Raw genomic sequence first — 26,544 nt, forward strand, 5'->3', positions numbered from 1 at the left:
CTGATATTCCACGTGCATCCGAAAACTTTCGAAACTACTTATATCAAAAAAGATTATTTAGAGCATGAACTAAGGAAATTACTCTTGGACATGAGTGATTTGGATTATAAAGGACTCAATGAATACGACAAAGGTGGATACGATGGTTTCAACCAAGCGATCACTTTGGTTTTAAAAAGGCTACAAACCTAGGGTTTTTTCTAGTTAAAATGGCAGATGGGTGCAAGCGACAAGTTTCCACAAAAATTCTTTACAAAATTGGCAACTAAACAGATAGTATACGTGGCCAGTAGGAAGTTCAATGAATTTCACAACAAAACAAGTTAAAAATCATACAGTTGTTACACTAGAGGGTTCCCTCGATATTTATTCTGCACCCGCACTTAAAAAAGAACTCCACAAAATCATCGATGACGGGGCTGAATCAGTAGCAATTGATATGGTGAATATCAAACTATTGGATTCCTCCGGAATTGCTTTGCTTGCGAATCTTCAAAAGAAACTTAAGTCTGAAGAAGGGCAGTTTTTTCTTCTCAATGTCAGCCAGGATGTCATGGTAATTTTGAAACTGTCCAGTTTGGACAAATTCTTTACGATCCTCGGCGGAGAATCTGAACTTCCTTAAATTTAGAAATTTTTAGTTAAATCTCTCAGAGCCGGAAGAACTTCACTTCTCCCCGTACTACCGGCGCTTCAATTGATTTTGGTTTTGTCCAGTCTCCAGAACTATCTTGAATCCAACGACTCGATTCGGTTTGGGTTCCTGAACCTGTAATTAGTTTTACGTTACCACTTCGATCCCCGGATACTTGTACAGATACCACCAAATCATAAGGAAGGTTTAACCCAAAGGAACCTAATTGTAATGTAGCAAGGTTTCCTTCAATCCGCACTTCATCGCAAACCACTTCTCTTCCATCCCTTAACTGCACTTTCAGTTTTAAAGGAGTTTGAGATACCTGTTTTTTTATAACAACTGGAGGACTTTGTTCGGTAGTTTTTAAAGTCACTTCTGGGGTTTCTGCAACCAGTGGAATCTTTTCTTCTGAGACTACAGCGGCTAATTTCGTAGTTTCACCTTTGGAATCTTCGAGAGACTCCCGAATGTTTTCTTTGATTTCATTGAGTTCTTTTGTTTCTTCCACAGAAAGGTTGGATGCCGTTTCAGATTTTAACACCTTTTCTATGATGACCGGTTTTAGAACCAAACTTTTTCCTTCTTCGATATTCTCAGCTGCCTTGGAATCCCCTAGTTTGTTTGCTTCTTCTTTCGAAAAGGCTACAAGTGATTTGTTTTCTTGATAGAAATTTCCAATTAACAGTAAACGCCTATTAGCTCTAATGGCAACTTCTTTGTTTTGTTTTTGTTTGACGAGCTGAATGTATTCTTTTACGGCATTGGAAGTTTTACCTAACTCCTCCATCGCCCGTGCCTTGATATAAGATTGGTCTTTTGTCAAATTGGGTAGACTTTCCAAAGTTTTTAAGGTTTCTTCATAGTCTCCACTTTGGAATAGAGAATAAGCCAATTCCTCTGGAGACTTCTTTTTATTTTTCAGTTCCTCTTTTTTCTTTTCACCTTCCTCTAAAAAACTAATGAGGAGGCTCGCGTTCTCGGCATAGTGAGTTCCGGGAAATAAATCGATGGCTTTGGTGAGTTTGAGAAAGGCCTTTTCTCTTTCTCCCATCATCACCAAACAGTATCCATGATGAAGGAGTGTGAATGCCATTTCATCAGAAAGTGAAGAAGTGATCGCTTCTTCCAACTCTTGGTATTTTTTAGAAGCAATGGGATACTTTCGTGTTCTTTCCATATAGAACGCAAACTGCAATCGAATGATGGTTTTTTGTTGTTCTTCTAACTCCAACGCTGGTTTGAAATTTAGAAAACGAACTGAGTTAATGACATATAAACCAAAACGGTCTTGCCAGCTCATTTTTAAGTCCAAACCCTCTGTTTCGGAGTTCATAATCCCCGATTCGAGAATGTTGACTTTTACCTCAGACATATAATCATCTTTGGAAAGGAACATTTGTTTTAGTCGCTCTCTCAAAGTTTGAGAAGAGAGTTCGTAATTCATTAGCTGGTCTCGTAGAATCCCAAATCGCAGTTCCTGTAGTTTTACACTGACGATGGATTGAGAGGCCAAAGCGAAAAAGAAAAACAAAACAAAAAAAAGAGAGAAAAAGAAAAACTTTTTCATTCTGGTACATCAAGGACAATCATAGTCACATCATCCTTATATTCCTCATGTTTTTCTTCGAGTAGTGCCATTGCCTTTTCTACAATTTCTGCATTAGATAAATGAATGTTATCAAGAACCACTTCGGTGAAACGTTCGAGTCCAAAAAGTCCCCCTTCTTTGATGGGAGTTTCCACCACACCATCCGTATAAAGAATGATTTTATCACCGGGAAGAACAGGAAAGGATTCTAAAGAGTATTGGATGTCATCACCCATACCAAGTGGTGGGCCTGAACTATCTACATAAGTAATTTGTTTTGTGGAAGGACGAATGATAAAGGGGGCGTTGTGGCCTGCATTTACAAATTTAACAACACCTGGTTCTTCAAAGACGACAAAAACTCCTGTGGCAAAAAAAGATGCTTGGAGGCGATTGGCTATAACTTCACCTAGTTGGTTGATTGCTTCTATGGCAGAATGGTTTTCTTTCATAATGGCTTGTAGGGACATTGCCATAACGACCGTTACAAGTGCCGCAGAAACACCATGGCCTGAAGCATCAGCTAAAAAGAATCCGTAATAATTTTGTTCGGGAAACTGGAAGTATTGGTACAAGTCGCCGGAAACTTCTCTCATAGGGCGATAGAGTTTTCCAATATTAAACTTTTTATACTTTTTCACGGAAGGTAAAAATAATTCTTGTACTTCTTTTCCAATCTGAAGTTCTTGATTGATTTCTTCATTTAGTCGAGTAATCGTTGTTACTTTGTTTTGGATTTCTTCTGCCATTAAATTGAATGACTTCCCCAAACTATCCAACTCATCATTACTTTTGAAATCCCAAGTGACTCGGGATTGCAAATTCCCCGTTGCCATATCTTTTGAAGCAATTTCTAAGGATCCAACTCGTTTGAATATGGCTCGGTATACAAGGATTGCAAAAATAATATGAAATACAATTCCCCAAAGGACAGCATATCCAACTTGGATGTAGAGTTGTTTCAATCGGTCTTGGATTGAAGAGATATTGAAATGAGTGAATAAAAAAACTTCCTTGTTATCGGAGAGACGAATGGGTAAGAGAAAATCGACTGTGAAATCTGATTCGTTTAGATCTAAACTATACCGAGCCTTAAAGAGATTTCCTTCCTTATCGGAAGATACCTCTTTGGTTTTTTTTAAAACAGATTCTGTTATCTCTTTTACACCTGGACCAGACTCCGGTTCCGATAACACGATTTTGCCATCAACATCAAAAATTGTAAATTTGTTGATTTCGTATAATTTTAGTGTTTTGCGGAAGACTTCAAAACTTTCATCCCTCTCCCCCGAAAGACCAATCGTTTGGATATCGGCAAGAATGGTATTGGCAAGGTTTTCTGACTGGAATTGAAAGTTCTTGAGAAGCAAATCAGATTGATTTTCGAAGATCATCACCGTAAAAAAGATGATATTGAGTAAGGCAAGAAGGGAATAAAAGAGTCCAATCTTAAAGCGTAAGGAATTCGTCGTTTTGATTTTGCTTTTGTTCACGGCAATTACTAGTATTGTCGATAATTAAGTGATAGAAATCTATCACAAAATTGAGATTTTCCCATTGGTTTTAGGCATCCACATATCCTTCCCTTCCTGCTTGCGGGCCTCCCTTCTTACCTATTTCATAGTATTTAGTTTCTCAGCTCTTTCTGCCGACAAGATCCGGTTAAAATCAGGGGAAGTACTGAATGGAAAAGTGGTGAATGTGACCGCAAGTCATGTTGAATGGCAGGACCAGGGGAAACGTTATAAATTTTTAAATTCAGAGGTTTTGGGCATTGATGTTGGATACGATGGTCTTCCTGCTTGTGCCGATTACAAAACATTTGGTGAAGAAGATTGTGATTTGATTCTCACGAAACTTAACAAAACGACCGCAAGTTTTTCCAAAAAAAGTAGCCCATTAGAGCTCGAGATAATTCCCATCAAAAAAATAGCAACGCTGAAAGTGAGTGCGGAATTTGGACTTCCTATGGAGCGTTACATTGATTCCGGTGTACGGGGAAAATGGATTTTTGCGGACAAAGAGATTGTTGGAAATTTTAAATCTCTAGAACGCGGTAAAATTACCATTGAGACAGAATCAAAAACTTTGGAATCCTTTGATACTTTGGATTTTCAATCCTTTGAGATCCAAAATAGATCAGTGATTGTCAAAGTAATCAAAGAAGAAACTCCCAAAGTCATTCCAGGTTATGCTCCCATCACAGAAAAAAGATACGGCAAAGCTGCTTTTATTTTTGGAGGAGCTTTACTTTCCGGCTTAGGAATGTTATACGAATACAATGCATCTGTAAATGCAATTAATAAAGATATTGAATACATTCCTTCCGGAGACGGAAAAATATTTATTTTTGCTAATACCCTTAACACGGATAATTACGACTTTCACAGGCAACGTTTTCTTATCTATTCTGTGGTTTTCACTTCGATCATTACTTATAGTTTGATAGATAGTTTTTACTTGGGACCTATGGAGACAAAAAAGGAAAATACGAACGGAGTGTATTTGAAACCTTTTTTGGATATGAGACCAAACGTAAGTAGTTTAGGTCTTGGGTACCAACAGTTTCAAAAACCTAATGAAAGTTTTTTTTATGGGTTTAGTTTTGAATCTAAGTTTTAGTTTTATTAAATCAAACGATAGACTTTCTTAAGAATAAATTTTTAAAATTCTGTTTGAGTCTTAGGAAATGCCATTTGATTAAGAAAGCATAAGGAATTTGGTCCAGTTGACACATAGCACCACAATTTCCTTCTTCGTTTTCCTTAGACCATAGTATGGTACCTGAAAGTCCAACAAAACAATGCAAACCAATCCAAAGATCGAATTTGACTTTTGTATTTTCTTGAAACAATTGTGAGGTTGGCAGATAAAACATATTTGCCTGTATATGAAAGATAGCGGAGTTTTCTTCAACGTTTAATGTGTGTAAATCAACAGAACTAAAGAGAGGTACTTCAAGCATCCTGTCCCTAAAAAAATATGGATTAATAATTCCTGCAAAGAAAAACATCATAGAAAGGATCATTGGATACATTACAAATAAGGCAAAATAATCTTGAAGTGCCAAATCGGGAAATTTATGAGATATCCAATCGGGAGAATCAAATAATAAATATACTGATAAAATTCCAGGAACTAAAAAGAATACAGTAAGGAGAGAATGACGTATGGTTGGAAATTGTAAAAGTTTGATACCTGACGTAGATATATGTTTTTGAATATTTTGAATCCAACCTTCGTGCCGATTGTGACGACTCAAAATTTCATACTCTTCCATACTCATTTTTAAGAGTTTTAGGATGTGTCCAGGAACAAGGATCCTGGATTTCGCAATAGTCAGTTCTAATAAAAAGAAAAGGGAAAGAATACAAATAGGAAGAATTAATAATAAGTCAATTTCTTGAATTAAAGAAAGATTATACAATCCATGAATCCCAACACAAATTAAAAATCCAAAGGATAATTTTCCCCATTTAAAAACGGGATTTTTGTGAAATAAAAACATCATTAGATAAGCACCTATGAGTCCACCATTCATCATGTGGATGGGCAAAGCCGTGATGGAACGAAGCACTTGTGACCAAAGGCCTGTGTTGATGTAATATAAGATATTTTCAACTAAACCAAAACCTCCACCTAATACTAGTCCATAGAAAATACCATCGGTAACAGTAAATTCATCCTGATTCTTACGAAAAAAAAGATAAATTCCTAAGAGTTTCGCAAACTCTTCTATAAAGGCTGAGTGAATAAATGCATTCCAAAAGGGAGCACCATTCGGAATCCAATTTAATAGAAGAGCTTGCAGGCCAATCGCAACTCCTGCACTAAAAATGGAAAATGCAAAAGCAGTATATTGTAAAAAGGAATCCGTAAATCGGTAAAAATGAAATCGATAGAAGGAATAATAAAAACCTAAGGTAAGGAAGTTGATAAAAAAAATGATCAGACTAGGTATAGAAATTTGTGTGATCATTTGGTATGATTAACGGCTAAAAAACCTTGAAAATAAACGAGAATGCTACAGAAATTTGATTAAACTAGTCTTTTTACTGCCTTTCGTAAACCATCAATCGTTAGAGGAAACATGGTAACAACGTCTTCTATGGCCTCAATCGTAGGTGCTCCCCAGAAACGTTTGGGTTCTGGATTCAGCCAAACCGATTCTGGAAAATATCCCACGAGTTCCTTCAGAGATTCGAGTCCACTTTTAGCCTTTCGTTGTTTTTCTTCAGAGCTTGAGCTGTGATACGAATAAGGATTGTAAGGTGTTCCCATAAGTTCGTAAGGTGCCATGTATGCATCACCTACAAAAATCAGTTTTGTATTTTTGCGGAACTTTTCTTCGAATTGTTTGAGAGAAATTTTGGTTTGGAACTCGTGGTTTGCATATAAATATTCATGAAAGATATTATGGAAAAAATAATTATGAACTTCTTTGAAGTGATATAGTCCTCTACTTGCACTAAATAGTTTACTTACCCGATCTGAATGAGGGGTCATACTTCCGCCAATATCCATGATGAGTACAAGCCGAAGAGAGTTTTTACGTTCCCTTTCCTCTACCAATTCGATTTCACCTCCGTTTTCACAGGTTCTATCGATAGTTTTATCTACATGGAGTTCTCTTCTCCCTTCCTTTTTTAAAAACCTAAGTTCCTTTAAGGCAAGTTGGATGGATCTTGTGTCTAGGATTTCATCTTCCCGGTAGGCTTTGTACTTTCTTTCGTTCCACAAACTAACACCAGAACGGTTCCCTTCCCCCTCTGTATTTCCTCCAATGGAAATTCCATTGGGATTAAATCCTGAATTACCAAATGGAGAGATTCCCGAAGTCCCAACCCATTTGTTTCCACCATCGTGGCGTTCTTTTTGTTCGGCCAAACGTTTTTTTAATTCTTCGATGACTTCTTCCATACTTAAATTTGGAGCATTTAATTTTTCCGAACCACCCAAGTGTTTGGGAATATTTTCTTCCAACCATTCGAAGAGCGTGTCTCTAAACAAAATTCGTTGTTCCTTCCAACTTCCAAAGGTTTTGGAAAAGGCAAGGTCATAACTATCATAGTGTTTTAGATCTTTGGCAAAATTGAGTCTACCAACACGGTAAAGTTGGTCCAAGTTCATATAACCAGAAGGATCAGTAAGTTTCCTGAGACTTGCGAGAAATGCAATTAGCTCTCCCGTAGAACAAGGAACAGACTCTCCTCGTAGATTGTAAAAAAAATCCAAAAACATATTAGTTCAAATAAACTCGATAGTCGTCTTCGGATTTGAATAAAGTTCCCGCAAAAGGGATTTTACTGGATTCCAGAGTTTCCCCGGATACAAGGAGCACCTGAATCCAATCCAGAAGTTCACTTGTGGACGGTTTTTTTCGAAGACTTTCTATTTTTCGAATGGAATAAAACATTGCCAGAGCTTTTTCCATAAACTCGGTTTGGATGGAGGGGTAATGTGCTTTGATGATTTCTTTCATTGCTTCTCGTTTCGGAAATTCAATGTAATGGAAGATACAACGCCTGAGGAACGCATCGGGAAGTTCCTTTTCATTGTTTGATGTAATGATGACAATCGGTCTTTCTTTTGCGATGATATGTTCTTTTGTTTCTGGAATAAAAAACTCCATTTTGTCTAATTCCAGAAGTAAGTCGTTTGGAAATTCGATGTCCGCTTTATCAATCTCGTCAATGAGGACTACCGCTTTATTCGGTTGGGCAAACGCCTCCCCCAAGGCCCCAAGCCGGATGTAATTTTTTACCTCGCGCACCCGGAGCATCGCCTCCTCTTCGGGAAACCTAGAGTCATTCAAACGGGAAACGGCATCATAGAAATACAAACCTTCCTTGGCCAAACTGGTGGATTTAATATGCCATCGGTAAAAGGGAAGGTTCTTTGTCTCTGCAAGGAAACTCGCAAGGAGAGTTTTCCCAGTCCCCGGTTCACCCTTCAGGAGGAGAGGTCTTTTTGTAATTTCTGCCACTAGGACCGCTTCTTTCAGATCTTCGGACAGGATGTAATCAGCCATGGTGTTATCTACCTTTTGGACTCCAATCTTTTCAGAAAAACGGGGGAATCCACTAAAAATTGCTTTTTGTAAGAAATTGAATTCCCATATTAAGGATTTGGAACGATAGTAAATTATGGGCGATTTTGATAATACGAAACGGGCAATTGGCGTTGGGAAACTGGATGATTCTGCAAGAAAGGATATGTTCAATAAGTTTGTCAGTGCCGGCGGGGAAATTGTAAAAGAAAAACAACCCCAAAAAGAAGACGACTCAAAGAAGAACCGCCCGGAACCAAAGGTTCGTCAAAGCACTGTTTCTCGTGGTACTGGTGATGATAGCCGTTCGGGAAGTCGGGGTGGAAATCAAAACAAATCTGATTCGGGAAACGCAAGATCCCAAGCAGATTCCAAAGCCCAATATGAAAAAGAAATTAGCAGTTTTTCAGCCAGGTTTGGAATCAAACTCAAATGTTGGCTTGCCCGTGTCACTCCGTTTGGAACGAGTGATCTCACTCCGAAGTTTATGCATGATTTTAGCATACGCGCCAAACAATCATTAATTGAGCTTCAATACAGTGGAAATGAACTTTTAGCAAACCAACAATATTCCCCTCAACTGAGTAAAGCCTTAGATAAAATCAATCCACTCCTCGTAGAATTACTTGCCATGGGCCAAAAACTTTATAATGGCCCTGAACTAACAGATATTACTGATCCCATCCTAGTTGCCCCAGAGTCCCCTGTTGCTATCGAACGAGTCAAAAATCCAATTTATGCACTTTTTAAAAGGATGTACATTCTTTATCCTTATCAAGAGACTCTAAAAAAATCTTTTATGCAAGCTTATGATGAATTACAAAAATTGGAAGGGAAACCATCACTAATTTATGCAAACAAAAAACGAAAGGTAACGCAAGAAATTGATACTCTCTTTGAAGGTTTTTTTGATAGACTTTACCTTGTTGTTTTAAGGGCAGAAAACAAAAATATACCACTGATTTCTCGTTATATGGAGAATCTATTGGGTATTTTGCCTGAGGATCGACCTGGACAAAGAAAGTCAGGGGAAAACGTACCTGGTGGGAAACAGGTAGAAACCAAAGACGATAAAAAAGAGGAAGATTCAAAGAAGGAAGATACTGAAGAGGAAATTCCACTTTCCAAAGAACAAGCGTATGGCCTTCGTTTGATGCAGATGTATTCCCTGCCGAAACTTCGTAAAAAATTTGATCCAAAAAATGAATATGGCCACATTTCCGATTCGGACAAAGCACTGCTTGCCTTGTTTTATTTTTTTGAATTTGATGATGAGTATTCCTTTGTAATGACAACAAAAAAAATTGATATCAAACCTGGCTCGGTTAACGGAGTTAAGGTGGATTATCGTCAAAAGATGTTGGATATTTATGAAGGTACAAGAACCATCATTGACCAATTCCGTATTTATAACGATATCGTAAGAGAGTTAGAAAAACACAAAGCAAATCCTGGTGCCAACTACATTGAAGCTTCCAAAAAACTAACGGGAATTGAACAAAAACGTACCGGACAATCCAGAACCGTTAGAATGGCCATCAAAGAGTTTAGTTTAAAATCCAGAGATTCACTTCTTGTTCTGATAAAGGACATGAAAAGCAAAAAGGAAATCGTCGCCAACATGAATGACGTTTTGACTTTGGATTCGATGGAATCTCGCAAACGACTCAACAAAAAACCAGTAAAACAATGCATTATGGAAGCATATTGTTACTTAATGGCTTTGTATGAACGTTTGGAAACAGGAGATTTATTCGGTGGGCTTGTCGAACTCACTTCGGAACAAATGAAATCTTCCTTTGGTGTGGAACTAGGAAATGCCAGTGGTGAATCTACGGATACAGAGTTTGCCGATTTAGATAAAGACACGCAAGAACCATCGAAGCAAACTCAAACACCGAAAACAAATAATGATTTAGAAACTAAAGATTCTGAAGAAGATTCTTCTGATGAAGAAAATGACAGTTCGGATGATCCTTTGGATGATGACATATTACCAAGCGGGAATCCTTTTTAATGGCAGTCATCAAAATCGCAATCTACCAGAAGAACTTACACAAACGTCTAAACCCTGATGAAATTTCTAAAGTCCAACAAAGTAAGGCTCATTTTTTAATTTTACCAGAAGGTTTTCCTCATCTTTTCCAAAGTGAATCACCCCAAGATGCGGCAAAACATGAAAAAGAATACCAAGACCATCTATTGGAAATTTCAGAAACTTTTCCCGGTGTCATCCTCGGTGGCAGCCATTATCGAAAAAATGAAGAAGGTCATTTGGTTTCCGCTCTACCCATTGTCCAATCTCTCGTTTTAGTTGATTTTTATGAAAAAAAATCCCCTTCTCCTTCTAAAGAACCCGGAGTGGTTCCAGGAATAACAGAATCTATCTTTATTATGGGGGGACTCCGTTTTGGACTACTTGTTGGTGAAGATTTAGAAAATGAATCCATCTGGAAAGAGTTTAAAAAAGAAGATATCGAGATTATATTTTATTTATCTTATGCTGATGAAAAACGTTCTTACGAGGAGGATCTCACATACTTTGAATCCCTAGCGAAAGAAAGAGGGGTCCATTTAATCCGTGTTTGCGGACCATCAGAAGGAAAACCTGCTCGGAGTCTTTATGCCTCACCCTCTGGAATCAACTGGAAGGTAGGAAAAGCGGAAGAAGATAAAGATGTGTTTAAAACTTTGTCTGTGAACGTAATGAGAAGTTATTTGTTATAAATAAAAACAAGCGGGGATCTCTTTTTTAAAGAATGATCCCACTTAAGTTTTTTTTTCTGTAATCGCAGTGTCTTAAAGGATTTATTTTTTATCTAATTCTTTCCAGTCCATGGTAAGAAGGAGAATGACGATCCCAATCGACACACAAGAATCTGCCACATTGAATGCAGGCCAACGGTCAAAAAGTAAAAAATCGGGCCATTCAAAGTCTAAAAAATCCACCACCCCAATGTATTCGATACCTGGTTTTTCGGGGCTGAATCCAAATCGAAATCCTACGCCGGGAATTTTTACGAAGAATTTATCGGAAAAGTTTCCGAAGGCGCCAGCCATTACAAAGTTCCAACCCCAAGCATTGCCTAAATCAGCATTTTGCCAACGGTAGAAGATTAAGAATACAATCGCAAAACCTGTAGCAAAAAGGGATGGCAGGGCATTGTCTTGAAAAAGTCCAAACACAAAACCAGTATTAAAAGTTAAGGACAATCTGAAAAAATCACCTAACACTGGAATACTCTCATGAGCTAACATTTTTGTTATGATGATATATTTGGATGTCAGATCTAAAAAAAGTCCAAACGCAACAAAAGCAAGATATCCAGGTTTAAAGACCGAAAAAAATGGGGTTTTAGGTAGATTCATAAATTAAAGATGATCCGTTTATTTTTGTTTCCAATAACTAAGACTTGATTTGGCTAATGTCCAAAAACTCAGTCCTGATAGTATATAAAATAATATGCTTGGTTCTTTCCATAATTTTTCCGAATAATACATTCCGAAAAAGAAAAATATCGAACCGAGAGCTCCGAAGGTAAATATTTCTTTTAGCCGTAACTCCTCTTTTCTTGAGGAATCTGGGGTTTGGAACTCTCCACGGTTCCATTTATATAAAAATTCATTCAGTTCCTTGGGTAAAGAAAAGAGACTTGTAATGAATTCTTCTCCTTCATCCTTCCAAAGTTTTTTTAAGGAACTTCCTTTCAAAACGATCTGTGAAAATGGTTTTTCTGCATAATCGATCATAGACCGTGTTGGGTCTAAGTAGGATGAGTTTCCAAGTAACAAAGCGAGTACGCGGTGAAGGCTTAGGAAATTAGGAGGAAGTTTTAAACTAGAAAGAAGGCGTTTTAGACTCACTTGGATTTCTTTTAAAAAACGAAGGTCTTCTGCTGGACGAAGTGTATCGAGTCCAATATTGCGAAAGTGGTCAGTGGAATCCAAAATCCGATTTAGTTTTTCCAGAGAATACTTCACAATTTGGATGAGTTCTTCTTTCGATAATGATTCGGTGACAGCTCCGAGTTCAAATAAAGATTCGGTGATCAGGTGATAGTCCTTTCGCATAGCACCAATTAAAATTCGTTCTAAAATGCGAGTTTCTTCTTCTGAGATGGATTGAACGGCACCAAAATCAATAAAACAAAGTTCACCTGTTTCCATAAAAATTAAATTTCCAGGATGTGGGTCTGCATGAAAGAATCGGTATTCAAAAATCATCAGAATATAAGCCCGAACCAGTTTTTCTAAATTAGGATTTTTTTTGGTATGAGATTCTAAAACCCCCAATTCATAAATTTTTTTTCCCTCCACAAATTCTGTAACTAATGTATGTTTGTTACAAAGTTCATCAATGGGATTTGGAAAATAAAAATCCTTCTCTAAAGCAAATAGTTGTTTGGTGTATTTTAAGTTTTTTAATTCACTACGAAGGTCAAGTTCTGAACGAATCATCGAGTGCAGTTGTTCGTTTACTTCTTTGGCAGAAATTTTGAATACAAATCGGTCAATGATCCAAAGTACTCTAGAAATGGTTTTTAAATCACGAATGGCATCTTCTTCAATTCCTGGATATAAAGTTTTGATCGCTACTTTTTTCTCATTGTAATATCCAATGTGAACTTGGGCGGTGGAGGCACTGGCATAGGAGGTTTTGTCCAGGTCCGTAAAAATTTCGGTCATTGATTTTCCGTAATCACTAAACCAACGTTTGTCGATATCCTCAAATTTCCTGGGAGGGATTTTGTCTTGTAAGTCTTGTAGTTCCCATAAAAATTCCTCTGGTAAAACATGGAATAAATTGCTGACAAACTGACCAATTTTGATATATACACCACCTAACCGAAAGAATAGGATCTTTGTTTCTTTTCCTTTTCTTTTTAAAAACTGAATTCTTAGGTTTTCATATTTGGTTTGGCTTTTGATTTTTCGTCTTATTTTCGTTAATATGAGATACTGGAACCAAGTTCTTATCACAAAAAAATAAATAGAAGCGGACCTGTTTTGTTTTGAATTCATTGTTTTCGCCTGTAAATGGATTCTATCAAGTTTAGAATCTCAATATTGTCAGAAAGACTGCCTTCCATCGTTTGTTTTTTTCCTGTAATCACTTGAAAGATTTCATCATAAATTCCAATAAACGCATTGGCTGTCTCCGGTTTTGGAAACAGAGGTGGCAGAAAGGGAACTAAACTTCGGAATCCTTTGTACAACTTTGAAGTTTCTGATTGATAAAATTGAAAACCGTCATTAGAACAGATAATTCTGTGGGTATCCGTATGGATGTCGAGTTCAAATTGAAAATAGTTTCTTTCACCCGACACATCTAAAAAAACATCCACACCTGCTTTGGTTCGAAACCAGGCCACAGCTCTGGATTCGATAGAATTCTTTATTGGTCTTTCTAATTTTGCATCAACTAACTTGGGTTTTCCGAGAAACCAATGGATGAGATCTACCGCATGTGTACCATCATGAAGTAAAGGGCCACCACCTAGTTTTGAAAACGCAAGTCCAGGGTTTTTAGCCGAAGTAAATACAGAGGCGCGAATGGATTTTATGTTCCCAAATTTCCCTTTCGTTAGTTGGTCTTTTACAAATTGATAACTGGGATGATACCTTCTTTCATGGTTGATCCAAATTCGGGTTTTGTGTTTTTTTGCAAGTTTTTGAATTCGTTTGGCCCCGGATTCTGTGAGTGCCACTGGTTTTTCAATGAGAAGATTGGGAATCCCTTGTCGGATGCAGTGTTTGGCCCAGTCTTCATGGTTGTTGCTGGGAGTGGAAATGACAGCTAATTGAATGGATTTTGGTAGGGTCACTTTCGTGGGATCGGGGTTTACGATTTCTGTTTTTGTTTTCCAAAAGGATTGAAAGGACTCACATTTTTCGGGATTGGTATCTAACCCCAAAACAAATTCAAACCGATCCTTTCCCCATTCGGAGGTCAGAACACCCATATGAGTGCAGGGTTTTTTGCGAAATGGATCCGTTTCTAAACTGGAACAAATCCGTCCTAGGCCAATCAGGATGGTTTTGATTTTGGATCGTTTCATTTATCTTTTTCTTCCAAATCTTTCTTTCTGAAAGAAACTGGCGTAGAAGCTATGATCGCACCATTTGAATATTCCCTGTCAACTATTCTAAGTTTGTTTTCCAAAGACCCACATTGGGACCGGACAGACAATCCAACTTTTCGATGGATCACAACCTCTTCTGCTGAAGCCAAGTCTAGGTCTTTGTTTGTTCCCTTACGAGGAACAAGGGACGGTCATGAATTTATCCCTGATGCCTTATCGAAAGGGGCACTTGCCTTTCTATGCGAAAAAAACCATCCCATCTTAAAAAAACTTTCCGATGCCGATCAGTCGAAGGCGATTTTTGTTCCCGATTGTTTACAGGCATTGGGAGTGCTTTCTCGGTATCATAGAATTAGATTTAGACCCATCATTCTTGCCGTCACTGGATCATCAGGAAAAACAACCACAAAGGATTTGTTAGGTGGCTTATTTGGTTTTTTGAATCGAAAATCCTTTGTGGTTACAGAAAAAAATTATAACAATGAAATCGGACTTCCCTTTACTTTGTTTCGGATTACCGAAGAAACTCGAGTGGTAATTTGTGAATTAGGGATGAACCATAGAGGAGAAATTGCTAGACTCTCCCGGATCGCTGAGCCTACACATGCTCTCATTACAAATATTGGTTCGGCACATATTGAAAACCTGAAATCAAGAGAAGCCATTGCCGAAGAAAAAATAGATATCATCAGTGGAATGCGAGAAAATTCAGTAATCTTTGTTCCCGACGATTTGGAGTTTTTGAATCGTGTGAAATTGAGAGCTAAAAAACAAAAGATAAAGGTTTTGGTTTGGACTCATAAAGAAAAACCGAATTTAAAAATCAAAAAAATAGAACCAAATGGATTTCGCCTGGAATGGAAGGGAAAAGAAATCCATTGGAAACTCCCTGGTTCTAAACTTCTTTCCAATGTGCGCGGAATGTTAGCTGTCGGAACTCATTTTGGAATCAATCCGGACCAAATTGCAAAAACAATTCAAAATTACAAAAGCCCTGACAAACGATTGAATATCAATAAGGGTTACTATACCATCATTGATGATTGTTATAATGCCAATCCTGAATCCATGCTTTCTAGCATTGGAGCAGCAGTACAATTTGCCGGTAATAAAAATATTGTTTGGATTTTAGGTTCGATGAAGGAGCTCGGGAAGTTTTCCAAATACTATCATGAAGAGGTGGGAAAAGAAATCCAAAGGAGTGGCAAAGGTATCTTACTTGGGTTTGGCGAAGAAACAAAACCTATGGTGAAAAAAGTGCATGGAGCCCAATGTTTTACCGAAATGGATGAACTCATCCAATTTGTGAAATCGAATGTTCCCAAAAATTCTGTTTTACTCGTTAAGGGATCTAGGTCTATGAAAATGGAAAGAATTGTACAAGCCTTAGAAACATTTAAGGGTTGATGAAGAATTGGCCTTTCCTAGATTACACGTATGCCTACAAATCTACCAAAAGTAGCTGTCATTATGGGTTCCCATTCCGATTGGGAAACCATGAAAGAAGCCTGCGATATTTTGACAGAGTTTGGAATCCCTTTTGAAAAAGAAATTGTATCAGCACACCGTTCTCCCGAACGGATGGTTGAGTTTGCAAAATCAGCAAAACAGAATGGATTTGGTGTGATTATTGCGGGTGCCGGTGGTGCTGCCCATTTGCCCGGAATGACAGCGTCGCTCACCACATTGCCAGTATTAGGTGTTCCTGTGCAGTCGAAGGCACTAAATGGAATGGATAGTTTATTATCGATTGTACAGATGCCGAAAGGTGTCCCTGTTGCCACGTTAGCAATCGGAACGAGTGGTGCTGCCAACGCAGGGTTACTTGCGGTTCGTATCCTTTCTTTACTCGACCCGGCATTACACAAAAAATTAGAATCTTATGCAGACAACAATCGTAAGTTAGCACTTTCTAAAAATGACCAACTTATCTAAAGAAAATCAGAATCTAAAAATAGGTGTTTTGGGCTCAGGCCAACTCGGACAGATGATGTGTTTAGAGGCCCTTCCTCTAGGTTATGATTTTTATTGTTATTCACCAGACGAGGATTCTCCCTCAGAAAAGGCGGGAGCCCGTGCTTCCATTGGTTTTTATGAGGACTTATCCAGTTTAAAAACATTTCTTTCGAAAATTGATGTTTTAAGTTTCGAATTTGAAAACATTCCCAAATCTACTTTAGAGTATCTGGAATCCCAAACAAAACAAATCCAGATTTTTCCACCCCCGAGGGCACTGGTCATTGCCCAAGACCGGTATTTAGAAAAGACTCATTTTCGGAAGTTAGGATTTCGCACTGCCGATTTTTTTCACCTAACAAAAGACACTGCAAAGTTTGAAATCGCCATCACCTTCCCATGGATCATCAAAACACTTCGTTTTGGGTATGATGGAAAAGGTCAGGTAAAAGTTAAGGATGAAAACGAATACAAAAACTTTTTAGACAAAGCCTTTGTAAGTGGAAATGAAGAGTATCTTGTAGAGGAAGTGATTCCCTTTCAAAAGGAAATCAGTATCATCCTCACTCGTTTCCAAAATGGGGAAATTGTATGTTACGGGGCTGTAGAAAATGAACACAAAAATCATATTTTAGATCTCTCTATTTATCCTGCCCGAATTCCAGCAAGCCTGAACCTGGAGGCCACTGAGATGGCTTCCAAACTCGCGGAGACTTTGGGTTATGTGGGAACCATGGGTGTGGAATTCTTTCTAAATGAAAACCATATCTATCTTAATGAATTTGCTCCGAGACCGCATAACACGGGACATTTCACTCAAGACTGTCAAAGTTTTTCACAATTTCATTTGCATGTCTCTGCTATAACAGGAAATTTTCCCCCAACCGATGTTAGACCCAGACCTACGTTGATGAAAAATATTCTAGGAAATGAATACAAAGAGAGTTTGGCTATAGCCCGTTCTCTTCTAAAAGACGATAGATACCAATTGCATCTTTATGGAAAACGGGAAGCAAAAATAGGAAGAAAAATGGGGCATATCAATTTTAAAGGAAATTTAGAAGAGGTAAATCCCCTCTTCCATGACCTATAACTACGATTTGTCTTCTAATAATTGAAGGCCCCAGTCTCGCACATTCCCAGCGCCTAAACAAAGTAACATGTCCCCTTTTTTCAATTTAGACTTGATAGAGATTAAATCCAAATCTATTTCCCCTTTTAAGAACTCTACATTCTTAATTTCAAGAAAAGGTAAAAAGGATTCATGAGTGATTCCTGGAATGGATGGTTCCCCTGCGGAATAGATGGGTAAAATCATTAAGTGTTCTGCAAGAGAAAGAGACTCTGCCAGCTCTTTTAATAACAATTGTGTGCGAGTGTAACGATGAGGTTGGAAAAGAACAACAAACCTTCCGTTTGATTTCAATTTGTTTTTTAACGAACGAATGACCATGGCAATTTCTGTGGGATGGTGACCGTAGTCGTCCATCACGGTGACCCCATTCCAAATTCCTAAAATTTCTTGCCTTCGCTTAGCGCCAATATAACGAGAAAGGATACCCGCTGCTACTTCAGGAGAAACTCCTGCTATAAAAGCGCCGACCAAAGCCACAAGGCCATTGGTCAGATAATGAACCCCAGGATAGGGTAATTGTAAAGTTAGGGAAGTAAATCCAGGAAAATCAAATTCCAAAACATCCTCTTTGATCTGATATAGTATCACAATGAGTTGGTTTCCGAGTTTTGATTCTAAAGAATGATACCAATCCGACTCTTTATCTTTTTTTTCCATACAGAGATAGAGGTGGAAATCTGGAGAAAAATGAATGTCCTTAGTTTTATGTATGAGAACATCCCGAATCCCAGGATCATTGGCAAACAATACGGCATCACCGGCAGTGCCAAAAGAAATATATTCAAAAAAGGCATCTTCTAAACGTTCTCGGGTTTTGTAATAATCCAAGTGGTCATTGTCAATATTAGTCAATAGACGGATGGAAGCTTTGTGGCCAAGAAAGGTTCCGTCAGATTCATCGGATTCGTAAACGGCAAATTTTCCACCACCGATCTTTCCCCCTCGCTTTTCCAAAAGACTCGTGTCGCCGCCTATCATAATGGTAGGGTCCATCCCCAATTCTGTGAGAATTTGAGAAACCATGGTGGTCGTAGATGTTTTTCCATGACTGCCGGCAACGGAAATGGATTTTTGGTTGGAAACCAAAAGATGCATAAATTCTGATCTATGTTTTAGAGGAATATTTTTGTTTTTAATTTCATCAAACACTTGTTTGTGTTTGTCGTTGATTGCAGAACTATACACTACCATCTCGATTCCCTCTAAAGGAATCTGTTCGATATTGTTTTGAATGGTAGCCCCGCGTTCTTGTAAGTACCGAGTTGTTTCAGAGTTTTTTTTGTCGTAACCAAAAACCGATAGTTTTAAGTCGAGTGCCATATGAGCAAGACTCGACATTCCACTTCCACCAATTCCCAAAAATAAAATAGGACCTTTCATTGTTTTAAAACTTCAATTTCTGTTAATGAAAAAAATAGGAAACCGTTTGGTATGCTGCATTCACATTGGAAAGTGCTAAAGAGGTATGTCCCATTTCTCGGAGAATTTCAGAATGGTCCTTCCATCCGAGTAAAATCTGCACAAGCCTTGTTGGATCTTCTGAAGTGGAATGAATGGTCACCGCAGCACCTTGTGATTCTATATAATTTGCATTTTCCTTTTGGTGGTTGTCTGCGGCATAAGGATAGGGAATGAGAATCATCGGTAAACCAAATACCAAACATTCAGCAAGCACTCCGGCACCCGACCTTGCAACAACTATATTTGCCCATTCATAATTGGGTTTCATATCATTTGCATAAGAAATGATTTCTGCATCACCCACTGATTTACGTTTGGTTTCTTCATACAAAGAAGTTCCTGTTAACAAACGAAATTTATACTTGTTTGCAATATCAGGATTTTCCATTGCTTTTAGAATCATTTGGTTGAGTTGCCTTGCCCCTTGAGACCCACCAAGAACGAGAACATTTACGGTATTCTTTTTTCCTTCATGTAAGTTTTCATTTTGTCGGATATTTAAGTTTATTGGAATCACGCGCCTGCGAATGGGATTTCCAATGGTTTTGCCAGAAATAGAATAGCCTTCCGTTAAAGGAAAACTGAAAGCGAGTTTTTCTGAAAACCTTGCAAAGATCCGAGTGATTTTTCCTGGAACACAATTTTGTTCACAAAGATATAATTTCTTTCGAAATAGAATGGCATAGAGGATGGCAGGAAGACTCGAATACCCTCCCATCCCAATCACTGCCCTTACTTTCAACTGATGGAAGAGCAAAATCGTTTTAAAAAAAGGATATAAGAATAAAAGCGGATAAACTAATGTTCTTAAACCACCTAACTGTGGAACATTATGCCAAAGGACAGGACAAGGTGGATTTAAAAGATCAGGATTGTCTTTGTTACGCACAAGGGAATGCAGATACACCGCATCGAATCCAAATGTGGATATCTTCTCAGCCAAAACTTCAGCAAGTGCCACTCCTGGCGATATATGTCCACCAGTTCCACCAGCAGCAATTAATACGGATCCACTCATAATACCAAATTCTCTTTACTCGTGATGTTGGCAAGAATTCCGAATAGGATAAAAATTGTAATGAGGGACGATCCTCCATAACTTAAGAAAGGTAAGGAAATTCCAGTAACAGGGACAATCCCAGTCACAACAAATAGATTCAAAATGGTTTGGAAACCAAAGAGGATGAGAATCCCTGATCCCAAAAAGAATCCTAGTTTGTCCTTTAAACGCTTCAGTAAAAAATAGATTCTGACAAAAAGAAAAATCACAACAGAGAGAAATAACAAAAAACCAAAAAATCCAAAATCCTCAACAAAGGATGCCATCACAAAATCAGTATGACTATAGGCCAAATATCGGTGGGCATAACCGGAACCTACGGGGCGACCAAAACTTCCACCATCAAAGAAGGCACGAAAACTGGTCACAAGTTGGTGGCCTTCATCAAATCGAAATTTATAAGGATCAAGCCAAATTTCTAAACGTTTTTTTCTATAACCGACTTGGGTCACAAGAACTACAAGGAGAGGCAAAACAGAAGCGCCTAAGATAAAAAGCCGCTTCATGGGAAACCCAGCAAGGAGTACAAAGAAAAATAAAACAAGGAGGAGCTCAATCGTTGTACCAAACGCAGGTTCGATGACAATCAGAACTAATGTGGCAAAAATCAAAAGTACTGAGACAATTTTCTTTCTGTCCCATTTTACTTTTTTGAAATCAAAATTATAAAAAAAATAAGAGGAAAAGAGTAAAAGACTAATCTTTGAAAATTCGGAAGGTTGGATTTGGACTCCGCCAATTTGGATCCAACGATTGAAACTCCTTCCATAACTAGTTCCCACTGATTTTCCGAGGCCTGGGATAAAAACTGAGATTAGTAATAACAAACTAAAAACAGAAAATAAAAAAGACCAACGCACCAGAAATTGGTAAGGAATTTGACTGAAAATTAAAAAACTAAATACACCAAGAATCCCCCATAACAATTGTTTATTTAGGTAATAATTAGGATCAGAAAACTCACGTTCGGCGGGAATGACAGAGGCACTGTACATAATGACAATGCCCATTCCAAATAAAAAAAAGATTCCGTACAATACTGGCCCGTCAAACCTCGAGTTTCCAAATCGAAAGAGGTTTTGTATTGACCTGTAGATTTCCATAACTGTTGTCTAACCGTGATCGCCTATTGGATCTTAAGGGTAGATAAAGTAATGATAGCAAGGATGATTCCGATGATCCAAAAACGAATCACTACTTTTTCTTCCGACCAACCTGACAATTCAAAATGGTGGTGTAAAGGAGCCATCTTAAAGATTCGTTTTCCCGTCAGTTTGAATGACCCAACTTGTAAGATCACACTCACTGCCTCTGCCACAAAAATTCCTCCAAGGATCACAAGAAGGATTTCTTTTTTTAACATAATGGCAACAAGACCAAGGGTCGAACCAAGAAATAAGGAACCCGTATCTCCCATAAACACTTGAGCCGGATGGCAATTGAACCACAAAAATCCAAGTAAGGCACCAGAAAGTCCTGCAAGGAAAACCGCATATTCATGAGATCCAGGAAGGTAAGGAATGTGCAAATAGTTTGCGGCAGAGGGAGTGCCGGATACATAAGAAATAAGCGCGAAGGTTGCCGTTGCAATCACAACCGTTCCCGAAGCAAGTCCATCGAGTCCATCGGTAAGGTTGACTGCATGAGAACTTCCAATTAACACGATGATGGCGAAGGGAACTGCCAAGAATCCTAAATTCCAAACAGGACCTTTTACAAATGGTAAAAACAAATCGGTGATAGTAAATACGATCCCTTTGGTAGCGACCACATTGGATTTCCCGGTAAAGTAAAAGTAAAGAGTAGTGATAGATACAGCAAAGAAGATGGTCACAAGGAATTTGGTTTTTGCCCTCATCCCCCCTTTGATTTTTTTTACCGACTTCATATAATCGTCCGTAAAACCTAAACCTGCAAATAGAATGGCAGAGACAAGCAGTAATAAAACATTTAAATTGGAGAGATTTCCCCATAACAGAGTGGAGACGGTCAGCGATAAAATCATAATGAGGCCCCCCATGGTAGGAGTTCCCGATTTGGCAGCATGAGACTGAGGTCCATCGTTACGGACAGATTCTCGAAACTTTAAGGAAAGAAGAAAGGAAATCAAAACCTTACCAAAAAGAAAGGTGATAAACATAGAGGTAAGCCCCGCCATCATGGCACGGAGGGTAACATAACTAAAAACTCTAAGGAAACCATAATCGTTTCCGAACGATTCATAAATCCACTGGAACATTCTACTTCCCCTTTCGACTAAAGTCCTAAATTTTGAAAAGCATTCTCTATCTCTTCAAAATCGACAAATTTTGATTTTTCTTTTCCTATGATTTGGTAGGTTTCGTGGCCTTTTCCGGCAACCACCAAAATCCCATCTCGGTCGAGGAGTCCAACGGCTCTTTGAATCGCCACTCTTCGGTCTGTGATTTTTTCATACCTTTGGAATCCCCGAGAAAATCCCGATTCAATTTCATCCAAAATTGTTTCAGGAGATTCTGTTCTTGGATTGTCTGAAGTGAGAATAACGAAATCTGCAAAAGTTTCAGCAATGCGAGCCATTTGCGGTCGTTTGGTGCGGTCCCGATCCCCACCACAACCAAATAGACAAATGATTTGTTTGGGAGCAATTTCCACACAACTCTTTAAGATATTTTCTAAGGCATCCGGTGTGTGGGCATAATCCACTACCGCAATCCGAGTCCTGTCAGGAAAGGGAACCACATGAAAACGACCGGGAACCGTAGGGATTTTTTCCAAACAAGAAATCACTTCCTCCCATGGAAATCCCAACTCATAAGCAATGGCTAAGGCAAAGGAAGTATTGAATACATTGAAATTACCAAGTAAGTTTGTTTTGATACTACGGACTTCGATGAAGGGCAGGTTCTTTGCTTTTTTATGAAAACGATATTCACTTCCCAAAAGAGAAAGTTTTGTATTTGTATAATTGAACTCACCCGATTTTCCCAAAATAAAAACAGGAGATTTTAATTTGGCATCGGCGATTCGTTTGATCATTGCCGTTCCGTAAGAGACATCTCCGGCAACGAGTCCAAATTTATTTTTTACAGAGGATTGTTCTAAGAGTTGGAATATTTTGAACTTACTTTCAAAATATTCTTCCATATCAGGATGAAAGTCCAAATGATCTTGCGTTAGGTTCGTAAATCCAGCACAAGTGATTTCCAGGCCCGCCACCCGTCCCAGTTTCAATCCATGGCTACTCATTTCGATAAACACATATTCGATTCCCTCTTCTAACATTTGTTTGAGAAGAAGGTTGAGAGAAGATGCATCGGGAGTAGTATAACCTGATTCTAAAATCCGATCCATAATTTGGATTTGTACAGTTCCAATGAGAGCTGCGTTTTTCCCAACTTTTCTTGCTAGGTGGAAAAGGATGAAAGTTAAGGAGGTTTTGCCATTGGTTCCCGTGATGGCCACAAGTTTCATTTTTTTTGCAGGATTACCCGCAAGTAAACAAGCTATTTTGCCGTGAGCTTCTCCCACAGCTTCTTCTGTTTCAAGGATGGCAGAAAAAAGTTCCAACCCTTTTAATTTCAATTGTCGTTTGGAAACAAGGATTACCTTAGACCCAAGTTCCTCTGCCATCTTAAGGAAGGATTCTTGTTTTTCGTTTGTCTCTTCTGGGAGAACAAAGATATCATTGGGTTTTAGTTTGCGGCTATCTCCCCAGATATAATCAACTTCCAAAGAACTTTCCCCTTTGATGAGTTTTACATCGGGAATCCGTTTGATGATTTCTGATAGTTTCATTTTTTTTCGGTAAGTCCCTCTTCTGGGATGGGTGGGAGCTCTATCGTCACTGTGCGATTCCCAAGGCTTATGGGAAGAAATTGGTAGGTTCTGCGGTAAAGTGTTTCAATTCGTTCAGCGGAAGTATAAGCCACAATTCCGATTTTTAATTCATCATTTTTTCTTTTCAGTTCTTCTTTGGCGGAAGTCCTTTCGTGAATTTGGCGTGTGAGTCTTGCTTTCTCCAAACCTTGCCAAACAATGGAATAAAAAAAGACAAGGAAAGGAAATAAAACCACCATGGGTTTCAATGGAGAAAAAAAGCCAAGAACCAGTTCTGGTATGTTCCTAATTTTTCCTTTCATCGTTCCCATCTAGGTTTTAATATCGGATCAATTTTTTGGATCCCCCGTAATTTTGCGGAACGAGAAGCCCTGTTTTCTCGTATTTCTGTGTCGGTTGGTAGAATGGGTTTTTTTGTTAAGATATCAAAATGTTCGGTGGTCTTTAGATCACGAAAGGTCCACTTGACAATCCGATCTTCTAAAGAGTGAAAAGAGATACAAGCAAGAACTCCTCCCACTTTTAGCAAATCACTAAGAACCCGAATCCCCTTTTCTGCATGTAACAGCTCTTCGTTGACCTCAATCCTTAGTGCTTGGAAAATTTTGGTCGCTGGGTGGGATTCTTTTGGCCAAAACTTTCTAGGGATTGATGTTTCCACAAGTTTTACAAGTTCTGTATTGGTTGCAAATTTCTTTTTCTGCCTCGTCTGTACTATGTTATTTGCAACTTTTAAGGCCCAACGTTCTTCTCCGTATTCCCAAAAGACTTTTTTTAAATGTAAAACTGTGCTGTAATTGACGACATCCGCTGCCGTTTTCCTACCCACTTGGGGTTCGAGTCGCATATCCAGTGGTTCATCGTTTTTAAAAGTAAACCCTCTTCCCGAATGTAGGAAGTGGAATAAAGAAACCCCTAAATCTACAAGAGCTCCATCAAGCCCTGGACAATCCACCGAATCTAAAAGTTCTTTGTCCACTTCGGAAAAGTTCATTTGGAAGGGGTGGACTCGGTCAAGAGATCCAATCACGGATAAAATTTCTTTTTTGGCCCGTTCCAACATGACAGAGTCACGATCAATGAGAATGAGCTTTGCATTCGGAAAGGTTTGTAAAATGAGTTTGGAATGCCCACCTTCCCCAGCAGTCCCATCAAGAAACCATAGGGGTTCGGGGCTTTCGGTTTTTTGGAGTAAATCGATGACTTCTCTTGGAAGTACGGGAATATGAGGAGATTCTGACACTGTTACTTTCTTACTGTATACTTGTCAAAATCCTTGCAATCCTTTAATCCTTTAGGGAGATTGAAAGTACAAATGAGTTCCTATGAAGAACATTCGCTTAGAAAAAACCTGTTCAGCATAGGGAAACTAGGTTATGCCAAAGGGGATAGACCCAATGTCGACTGCATCCTTTGCGGGGTTCGAGACAAAAACGAAATTGTTCCCAATCTGACCATTGCAGAAACGGAACTTTCAATCGTTTCGGTTAATCTTTTCCCCTACAATCCTGGCCATATCATCATTTTTCCCAAACGTCATATCATCCACTACTTAGAACTCACGGAAGAAGAAGCACTCGACATCCATAAACTCACTCAAAAAACCATGAGAATCCTTGAGAAACAATGGAAGGTTCAGGGTTTTAACCTTGGATATAATTTAGGAAAGAATAGCGGCGGTTCTATCCCCCATATCCACGAACACATTGTGCCTAGATTTCCAAATGAAGCAGGATTTTTAGATGTACTTTCCAATACAAGAATAGTAATCTATGAGCCCTACCAAATGTGGGATGACCTAAAAAAACTTTGGGTTAAAGAAGACTAAAATTCTTATTCTTTTTTTTGGTAGATGGTATGACCTAAAAACTTAAAACTATCAGAGATTCCAAACATGGTTTCTGAGTGGCCAAGGATGAGATATCCCTTTGGTTTCAAACTGGCTTCAAAATTTTGGAATAGAGTTTTTTGCGTTTGTTTGTCAAAATAAATCACGACGTTCCTACAAAAGATTAAATCCAATTTATCCGTTATGGGAAAGGGAAAGTGCAAAAGATTGATTTGTCGAAAATCGATCAAAGCTTTCAGGTGAGGTTTTGCTTCATAGAAAACATGGTCTTTTTCTACCGTTTTAATGAAATGTTTTGTCTTCATGGCTTCAGAAACCGGTTCTAGCCTATCATCCCGGTAGAGACCTTTTTTTGCCGTGGCAATGACTTGTGTATCAATGTCTGAAGCATAAATTTTACAATTCCAACCTGGTTTTGCGTTGAAGTAATCGTAAACAGTAATGGCTATTGAGTATGGTTCTTCCCCAGTAGAAGAGGCAGAACACCAAATGCGCAGGGTTTTGGATCCGCCAGTCGCAGCTGCTTGTTCTAAGGCAGGGAAATATTGATTTTTTAGAAATTCAAAATGGTGGTTCTCACGAAAAAAATCTGTTTTGTTTGTTGTTATGCGGTTGATGAGTTCTTGCATCTCATCGGTGGCAAACTTAGGGTCTAGTTTTAATTTCGCTACATAGTTTTCAAAACTAGTGATTCCCAGTGTGCGAAGCCTTGCATTGAGTCTAGACTGTACCATGATTTTTTTATGTGGTGCTAAAAAAATACCAGCTTGTTTATACACTAAATTTTTAATGAATTCAAATTCTGCATCACCGATTGTGTTTAAAGATGTTCGAAAGTCCAATTTGCCCTCGTAAGTGATTCGACACTCTTTTCCTGTTCTGACAAGTTGTTTTTTATAAGGGAAAT

The 26,544-nt window shown here is 38.4% G+C and carries 25 protein-coding genes; 9 read left to right on the forward strand and 16 right to left on the reverse strand.

Translation table 11 applies throughout. The features are described from left to right. The first annotated feature begins 12 nt into the window (after window positions 1-12). Together LEP1GSC199_RS16130 and LEP1GSC199_RS16135 are read left to right on the forward strand one after the other, a co-directional pair. Entirely contained in the window at window positions 13-192 is a 180-nt protein-coding gene (locus LEP1GSC199_RS16130; protein WP_002987119.1) for a hypothetical protein, read from the forward strand. A gap of 109 nt (window positions 193-301) precedes the next feature. Next, complete coding sequence (locus tag LEP1GSC199_RS16135; RefSeq protein ID WP_002974097.1) at window positions 302-625, forward strand: STAS domain-containing protein; 324 nt, start codon at window positions 302-304, stop codon at window positions 623-625. Window positions 626-650: 25 nt separating this feature from the next. On the opposite strand, the gene LEP1GSC199_RS16140 is transcribed toward LEP1GSC199_RS16135, so the two are convergent. Together LEP1GSC199_RS16140 and LEP1GSC199_RS16145 are read right to left on the reverse strand one after the other, a co-directional pair. After that, a complete protein-coding gene (locus LEP1GSC199_RS16140) occupies window positions 651-2,204 on the reverse strand; it encodes a tetratricopeptide repeat protein (RefSeq protein WP_002987458.1) in 1,554 nt (517 codons plus the stop codon). Then, window positions 2,201-3,718, reverse strand: a complete 1,518-nt coding sequence (locus LEP1GSC199_RS16145) for a SpoIIE family protein phosphatase (protein ID WP_002987315.1) — start codon at window positions 3,716-3,718, stop codon at window positions 2,201-2,203. The genes LEP1GSC199_RS16140 and LEP1GSC199_RS16145 overlap by 4 nt, the downstream gene beginning before the upstream one ends. 28 nt (window positions 3,719-3,746) lie before the next feature. On the opposite strand from LEP1GSC199_RS16145, the gene LEP1GSC199_RS16150 reads away from it, so the two are divergent. Beyond that, window positions 3,747-4,847, forward strand: coding sequence for an LB_137 family protein (locus LEP1GSC199_RS16150; RefSeq protein ID WP_002987157.1), 1,101 nt, complete (start codon window positions 3,747-3,749; stop codon window positions 4,845-4,847). A gap of 10 nt (window positions 4,848-4,857) precedes the next feature. Here the strand turns inward: LEP1GSC199_RS16150 and LEP1GSC199_RS16155 are convergent, their stop codons facing one another. Genes LEP1GSC199_RS16155 through LEP1GSC199_RS16165 form a run of 3 tightly spaced genes read right to left on the reverse strand, consistent with a single transcriptional unit; the run spans window position 4,858 to window position 8,256 of the window. Beyond that, window positions 4,858-6,204, reverse strand: coding sequence for a PrsW family glutamic-type intramembrane protease (locus LEP1GSC199_RS16155; RefSeq protein ID WP_002987102.1), 1,347 nt, complete (start codon window positions 6,202-6,204; stop codon window positions 4,858-4,860). Between the two features lie 59 nt (window positions 6,205-6,263). Next, window positions 6,264-7,466 carry a VWA domain-containing protein gene (locus LEP1GSC199_RS16160; protein WP_002987411.1) on the reverse strand — a complete coding sequence of 401 codons (1,203 nt, stop codon included), beginning with the start codon at window positions 7,464-7,466 and terminating at the stop codon, window positions 6,264-6,266. A gap of 1 nt (window position 7,467) precedes the next feature. Further along, window positions 7,468-8,256 (reverse strand): AAA family ATPase, encoded by a 789-nt coding sequence (locus LEP1GSC199_RS16165; protein ID WP_002987286.1) that lies wholly within the window; start codon window positions 8,254-8,256, stop codon window positions 7,468-7,470. Window positions 8,257-8,371: 115 nt separating this feature from the next. Between LEP1GSC199_RS16165 and LEP1GSC199_RS16170 the strand changes: the two genes are divergently transcribed. Next, a complete protein-coding gene (locus tag LEP1GSC199_RS16170; RefSeq protein ID WP_002986944.1) occupies window positions 8,372-10,291 on the forward strand; it encodes a hypothetical protein in 1,920 nt (639 codons plus the stop codon). After that, a complete protein-coding gene (locus LEP1GSC199_RS16175) occupies window positions 10,291-11,001 on the forward strand; it encodes a carbon-nitrogen hydrolase family protein (RefSeq protein ID WP_002987357.1) in 711 nt (236 codons plus the stop codon). Before LEP1GSC199_RS16170 ends, LEP1GSC199_RS16175 begins: the two co-directional genes overlap by 1 nt. An 81-nt stretch (window positions 11,002-11,082) precedes the next feature. Here LEP1GSC199_RS16175 and LEP1GSC199_RS16180 read toward each other — a convergent pair whose 3' ends face one another. The 3 genes from LEP1GSC199_RS16180 to LEP1GSC199_RS16190 are packed head-to-tail and all read right to left on the reverse strand — an operon-like array spanning window position 11,083 to window position 14,333. Then, on the reverse strand, window positions 11,083-11,643 hold the full coding sequence (locus tag LEP1GSC199_RS16180) for a lipoprotein signal peptidase (protein WP_002987358.1): 561 nt from the start codon (window positions 11,641-11,643) through the stop codon (window positions 11,083-11,085). Between the two features lie 18 nt (window positions 11,644-11,661). Then, complete coding sequence (locus LEP1GSC199_RS16185) at window positions 11,662-13,296, reverse strand: ABC1 kinase family protein (protein WP_002987217.1); 1,635 nt, start codon at window positions 13,294-13,296, stop codon at window positions 11,662-11,664. Continuing rightward, entirely contained in the window at window positions 13,293-14,333 is a 1,041-nt protein-coding gene (locus LEP1GSC199_RS16190) for a Gfo/Idh/MocA family protein (protein ID WP_002987011.1), read from the reverse strand. Before LEP1GSC199_RS16190 ends, LEP1GSC199_RS16185 begins: the two co-directional genes overlap by 4 nt. Before the next feature lie 51 nt (window positions 14,334-14,384). Here LEP1GSC199_RS16190 and LEP1GSC199_RS16195 point away from each other — a divergent pair, with 51 nt between their 5' ends. From LEP1GSC199_RS16195 to LEP1GSC199_RS16205, 3 genes are read left to right on the forward strand one after another with little or no spacing between them, the layout of a single operon-like run. Then, window positions 14,385-15,764, forward strand: a complete 1,380-nt coding sequence (locus tag LEP1GSC199_RS16195) for a UDP-N-acetylmuramoyl-tripeptide--D-alanyl-D-alanine ligase (protein ID WP_002987426.1) — start codon at window positions 14,385-14,387, stop codon at window positions 15,762-15,764. 30 nt (window positions 15,765-15,794) lie between these two features. Beyond that, on the forward strand, window positions 15,795-16,292 hold the full coding sequence (gene purE / locus LEP1GSC199_RS16200) for a 5-(carboxyamino)imidazole ribonucleotide mutase (RefSeq protein WP_002987329.1): 498 nt from the start codon (window positions 15,795-15,797) through the stop codon (window positions 16,290-16,292). Further along, window positions 16,276-17,406: a 5-(carboxyamino)imidazole ribonucleotide synthase gene (locus tag LEP1GSC199_RS16205; RefSeq protein WP_002987202.1), complete on the forward strand. Its 1,131-nt coding sequence runs from the start codon at window positions 16,276-16,278 to the stop codon at window positions 17,404-17,406. The genes purE and LEP1GSC199_RS16205 overlap by 17 nt, the downstream gene beginning before the upstream one ends. Here the strand turns inward: LEP1GSC199_RS16205 and murC are convergent, their stop codons facing one another. The 7 genes from murC to rsmH are packed head-to-tail and all read right to left on the reverse strand — an operon-like array spanning window position 17,407 to window position 25,031. Beyond that, entirely contained in the window at window positions 17,407-18,828 is a 1,422-nt protein-coding gene (gene murC, locus LEP1GSC199_RS16210; protein ID WP_002987084.1) for a UDP-N-acetylmuramate--L-alanine ligase, read from the reverse strand. It lies immediately after the preceding gene. Between the two features lie 22 nt (window positions 18,829-18,850). Beyond that, entirely contained in the window at window positions 18,851-19,927 is a 1,077-nt protein-coding gene (locus LEP1GSC199_RS16215) for a UDP-N-acetylglucosamine--N-acetylmuramyl-(pentapeptide) pyrophosphoryl-undecaprenol N-acetylglucosamine transferase (RefSeq protein WP_002986985.1), read from the reverse strand. Continuing rightward, complete coding sequence (locus LEP1GSC199_RS16220) at window positions 19,924-21,072, reverse strand: FtsW/RodA/SpoVE family cell cycle protein (RefSeq protein WP_002987058.1); 1,149 nt, start codon at window positions 21,070-21,072, stop codon at window positions 19,924-19,926. The genes LEP1GSC199_RS16215 and LEP1GSC199_RS16220 overlap by 4 nt, the downstream gene beginning before the upstream one ends. Window positions 21,073-21,095: 23 nt before the next feature. Next, window positions 21,096-22,208 carry a phospho-N-acetylmuramoyl-pentapeptide-transferase gene (mraY, locus tag LEP1GSC199_RS16225; protein ID WP_002987127.1) on the reverse strand — a complete coding sequence of 371 codons (1,113 nt, stop codon included), beginning with the start codon at window positions 22,206-22,208 and terminating at the stop codon, window positions 21,096-21,098. A gap of 17 nt (window positions 22,209-22,225) precedes the next feature. Beyond that, window positions 22,226-23,746 (reverse strand): UDP-N-acetylmuramoyl-L-alanyl-D-glutamate--2,6-diaminopimelate ligase, encoded by a 1,521-nt coding sequence (locus tag LEP1GSC199_RS16230; protein ID WP_002987210.1) that lies wholly within the window; start codon window positions 23,744-23,746, stop codon window positions 22,226-22,228. Continuing rightward, window positions 23,743-24,099 carry a hypothetical protein gene (locus LEP1GSC199_RS16235; RefSeq protein ID WP_002987377.1) on the reverse strand — a complete coding sequence of 119 codons (357 nt, stop codon included), beginning with the start codon at window positions 24,097-24,099 and terminating at the stop codon, window positions 23,743-23,745. The genes LEP1GSC199_RS16230 and LEP1GSC199_RS16235 overlap by 4 nt, the downstream gene beginning before the upstream one ends. Further along, window positions 24,087-25,031, reverse strand: a complete 945-nt coding sequence (rsmH, locus tag LEP1GSC199_RS16240; RefSeq protein ID WP_002987463.1) for a 16S rRNA (cytosine(1402)-N(4))-methyltransferase RsmH — start codon at window positions 25,029-25,031, stop codon at window positions 24,087-24,089. Before rsmH ends, LEP1GSC199_RS16235 begins: the two co-directional genes overlap by 13 nt. A 72-nt stretch (window positions 25,032-25,103) precedes the next feature. Here rsmH and LEP1GSC199_RS16245 point away from each other — a divergent pair, with 72 nt between their 5' ends. Then, window positions 25,104-25,616: an HIT family protein gene (locus LEP1GSC199_RS16245; protein WP_002987086.1), complete on the forward strand. Its 513-nt coding sequence runs from the start codon at window positions 25,104-25,106 to the stop codon at window positions 25,614-25,616. 5 nt (window positions 25,617-25,621) lie between these two features. On the opposite strand, the gene LEP1GSC199_RS16250 is transcribed toward LEP1GSC199_RS16245, so the two are convergent. Continuing rightward, window positions 25,622-26,479, reverse strand: coding sequence for a CheR family methyltransferase (locus LEP1GSC199_RS16250; protein ID WP_002987152.1), 858 nt, complete (start codon window positions 26,477-26,479; stop codon window positions 25,622-25,624). Between the last annotated feature and the right edge of the window lie 65 nt (window positions 26,480-26,544).

Origin of the sequence: Leptospira vanthielii serovar Holland str. Waz Holland = ATCC 700522, from assembly GCF_000332455.1 — a bacterium.
Taxonomy (GTDB): Bacteria; Spirochaetota; Leptospiria; order Leptospirales; family Leptospiraceae; genus Leptospira_A; species Leptospira_A vanthielii.